We start from the raw sequence: 3,990 nt of genomic DNA, 5'->3' as shown, positions 1-3,990 counted from the left end.
CGCGGGTCATTGGGTCCGTGATCGGGTCGACGGGTCCGGACCCGTCGACCCGATCACGGACCCAATGACCCGCGCGAGCTGGGAGGATGGCGCAGCCCCGGCAGCGCACCGCCGGGGGAGCACCGAACGGAGAGGCACACCTGGCTGTGAGCAGCACCGGCCCAGAGGAGACCGACGTCGACGAGCTGCTGCGCGCCGGCGGCGGCCGCAGCGGCGCACTGTGGCGGCTGGGCCGCCGCAACCGCCAGCTCGACGCCAACGTGGTCCGCGTCCCGCCCGGCTCTCCCGTGGGCGACCATGTCGAGGCCCAGGTCGACGTGCTGCTCGTCGTCGTCTCCGGCAGCGGCACGCTGATGCTGGACGGGGCGCGGCGGGAGGTCTCCCGCGGCGTGGTCGTCTACCTTCCGCGCGGCGCCCGCCGGGCCGTGGAGCCGGGTGCCGACGGCATCGTGTTCATCACCGCCCACCGCCGCCGGTCCGGCCTGCGCATCGGCCGCGCCCGGCCGGCCGGGGCCGGGGAGAGCTCCACCTGCACCCTGCACCGGGTGTGCCGGGAGTGCCACCACCACGCCATAGAGGTGGACGCCCGCTACTGCACCCGCTGCGGAACCCCTCTCCCCGCCCGCCGCCCCCGCTGACCGGCCGGGTCCCGGCACGGGTCAGCGGGCCGGACCGGCCGGAGGTTCGGTGGAGGCGTCGGAGACCGCGTCTGCGGTGCGCTCGTCGCCCTCGCCGTGGGCGGTGACGCGGCCGCCGGGGTGGGTCAGCGCCCAGAGGTACCCGATGCCCAGGGCGATGGCCATGCCGTAGAACACCCACTGGTTGGCCTCGGCGAAGTCCAGCCGGATGGCGTCCATGGAGTCCCGCATGGCGGTGGCCACCGGGCCGTCGCCGGCCGGCACCCGGCCGTCCGGATGGCCGCTGACCGCCTCCGCCACGTCCTGGGCGACCGACCGCGAGGTGTCCGCCGACAGGCCATGGGACTCCAGCGACTGCTCCACCCGGTCGGTCATCACATGGTGAAGCACCGTGCCGAAGACCGCCATGCCCACCGCCGCCGCGAAGTTGCGCACCGTCTGCGTGATGCCGGTGACCTCGCCGTACGAGGCCCCGATGGCCCGGTTGACCGCGTCCGTCGACGCCGGCGACAGGATGAAGCCGATGCCCGCCCCGGCCATCGCCGCGTACGGCCACTGGTCGTGCATCGACAGGTCCGTCATCTTCCCCGCCCACAGCGCGAAGCCCGCCGCGCCGAGCGCACAGCCGATCTTCAGCGCCGGGCGCGGCCCCTGCCGGTCCACGATCCGCCCGCCCCACTGCGACGCGATGCCGAAGCCCGCGAAGAAGTACAGCAGGAACAGCGCCGCCTGGTTGGGCGAGGCGCTCAGCGACACCTGCGCGTACACCGAGGCGTAGAAGAACACCGGGACGAACGCCAGCATCGCGAAGAACAGCACCAGGTTGTCCGCGCGGAACGCCCGGTCGCGGAAGACCGCCAGCCTGATCAGCGGATCGGGCACGGTCAGCTCGTACCGGCAGAACAGCGCCAGCACCGCCAGCCCGCCCACGACGCACAGCCACGTCAGCGGCGAGCCCCAGCCCCACGCCGACGCCTGCTGGAGGCCCAGCACGCTCAGCCCCATGCCGACCACCACCAGCCCGGCGCCCACCACGTCGAGCCGCTCAGGACGGCGTACGTCCTTGATCCTCGCCAGCGCGGTCAGCACCAGCGCGACCACCGCCACCGGCACGTTCACCCAGAAGATCGCCCGCCAGGTCCAGTCGGTGAGCCAGCCGCCCAGCAGCGGGCCGATCGCCGTCAGGGCCCCGGACAGCCCGAAGAACAGCGCCAGCGCCCGGCCCCGCCTGGCCACCGGGAAGACGGCCACCACCACGGCCAGCGCAGCCGGGAACATCAGCGCCGCGCCGAGCCCCTGCGTCACCCGGAAGACCACCAGCCACGGCTGGGCGAAGGACCCGGAGGGCGCACAGCCGCACAGCACCGAGGAGACGACGAAGAGCAGCGTCCCGGTCACCGCCATCCGGCGCGGCCCCAGGATGTCCGCCAGCCGCCCGCCGAGTGCGAAGAACGCCGCCAGCGACAGCAGGTAGGCGTTCACCACCCACTGCATGCCGGACGATGACAGGCCCAGCTCGTCGATGACGTCCGGCGCCGCGATGCTGACGATGGTCTGGTCGATGAAGGTCATGGACACCGCGAACAGCATCGCCGCGAGGGCCAGCGGCCGGCGCGCGGCCCGCGCCCCGTCCGCCTCCGGTCCTGCCCCCGCGGCAGCGGCGGCGCCCGCCTTGCCCCGTTCGTTGCTCATACCCTCCGATGTTCCTCCTGCTCGCGGGCGCGCGCAGCTCAGAGCGCCGGGCCCGGCCCGTCAGGACGACGACGGGAGGGCTCGGCAGGCCGGCGGAGGGACGCCGTCCGGCGTCAGGGGGCGGCGGCGATCCGCCGGTCGGTGCGGACCTGGAAGCGCACCACCCCTGCGCGGGATCGTCGGTCCACGCAGAAGATCTCCGCGGCCGGCCGTCCCACCGCGGGAACCCGACCTCGTCCCATGGCGATTCGACCGGCGACACGCGTGGCCACCGTCGTCGCTCCCTGCCGCACGACGGACCACGGCCGGAGAGTGCTGCCCCGTCAGTGCGCCACGCGGCGGTCCGCACCGCCGGGGAGTCGCACGGCTCTCCCGCCGTCGCCGTCGTCCTCGTCGCCGTGGGGGCGCGGCCCCGCCCCGCCCCGCGTCCCGTCGCCGTCCCGGTGCCGCAGGGCCTGGCGCACCGCCCAGAGGACCGAGACGAGCGGGACCGCCACCACCGCGCCGAGCACGCCGGCCGCGATGGCGCCGCCGATCACCGAGAGCGCCACCACCACCGGGTGCAGCCGCACCGCCCAGCTCATCACCAGCGGATGCAGCACATGCCCCTCGATCTGGCCGATGACCACGATCAGCGCGACCACGATCGCCGCGGTGACCGGTCCCTTGGCCGCCAGGGCGACCACGGCGGCCACCGCCAGGGCGACCGGCGAGCCGATCAGCGGCACGAAGGCGGCGAAGAACTCCAGCAGCGCCAGCGGCAGCGAGAGCGGCACCCCGAGCAGGAACAGCGCGAGTCCGACCAGCACAGCGTTGGTCGCGGCCACCAGCACGATGCCGTGGGTGTAGCCGGTGAAGGTCCGCCAGGCGGTGCGCCCCGCCAGTTCGGTGCGGGGCCGCGCACCGGCCGGGAGCTGCGCGCAGAACCAGGCCCACTGGCTGCCGCCGGAGTGCAGGAAGAACACCGAGCAGAACAGCGCCAGCGCGCAGACCGTCACCACCTCCACCAGCTTGCCCGCCCCGGTGAGGGCCGTGGAGAGCAGCGTCGAGCGGTTCCGGGAGAGGAAGCCGCCGATCCGGGACTGGAGGTCGGTCAGCGCGTGCGGGTCCAGCCGGAACGGCGGGCCCTCCAGCCAGCGTTCGATCCGGTCCACGCCGGCCGCGAACTCCTGCACCAGCACACGGCGCTGACCCGCCACCGCGTCACCGACCAGCGCCAGCACGCCGAGCACCAGCAAGATGCTCGCGACGAGGGCCACGGCGACGGCCAGGGCACGGGGGAGCGGGCGGGCGAGCAGGCCGACCAGCGGGCGCAGCAGCGCGGTCACCACCATGCCGAGGAACAGCGCCACCCCCAGCTCGTGGAACCGGCCCAGCACCGCGAACACGGCGTACACCGCGACCGCCACCACCAGCAGCCGCCAGGCGTGCGCGGCGGCCGAGCGCAGCACCGGGGAGACCCGCACCCCGGCCTCCGGACCGCCGCCCGTCCCACCGCCCGCAGCTCTCCCGGGCCGGTCCGCCGTACGCCGGGGGGAGCGGCGGACCGCCGGACGGGAAGGGGCGCGGGACGACGCGGGAGACGGCGTACGGGTCGGCTGGGGAAAGGAGCGCCGCCGGGAGGAGGGCCCGGAGGGTTCGGCGGGGGACTGTGCGGGGG

General features: G+C 74.9%; 3 protein-coding genes. 1 reads left to right on the top strand and 2 read right to left on the bottom strand.

All coding sequences use genetic code 11. The annotated features are described in order from the left end of the window. Positions 1 to 146: 146 nt before the first annotated feature. Positions 147 to 638, top strand: coding sequence for a cupin domain-containing protein (locus C6N75_RS24170; RefSeq protein ID WP_258177583.1), 492 nt, complete (start codon positions 147 to 149; stop codon positions 636 to 638). A 21-nt stretch (positions 639 to 659) separates the two neighbouring features. Here the strand turns inward: C6N75_RS24170 and C6N75_RS24165 are convergent, their stop codons facing one another. Continuing rightward, a complete protein-coding gene (locus C6N75_RS24165; protein WP_105871013.1) occupies positions 660 to 2,330 on the bottom strand; it encodes an MFS transporter in 1,671 nt (556 codons plus the stop codon). A gap of 323 nt (positions 2,331 to 2,653) precedes the next feature. Then, positions 2,654 to 3,796, bottom strand: coding sequence for an AI-2E family transporter (locus tag C6N75_RS24160; RefSeq protein ID WP_105871012.1), 1,143 nt, complete (start codon positions 3,794 to 3,796; stop codon positions 2,654 to 2,656). Between the last annotated feature and the right edge of the window lie 194 nt (positions 3,797 to 3,990).

It is taken from the genome of Streptomyces solincola (assembly GCF_002982015.1).
In the GTDB taxonomy this organism is placed as follows: Bacteria; Actinomycetota; Actinomycetes; order Streptomycetales; family Streptomycetaceae; genus Streptomyces; species Streptomyces solincola.
This window is presented reverse-complemented; position numbering and strand designations above follow the sequence as displayed.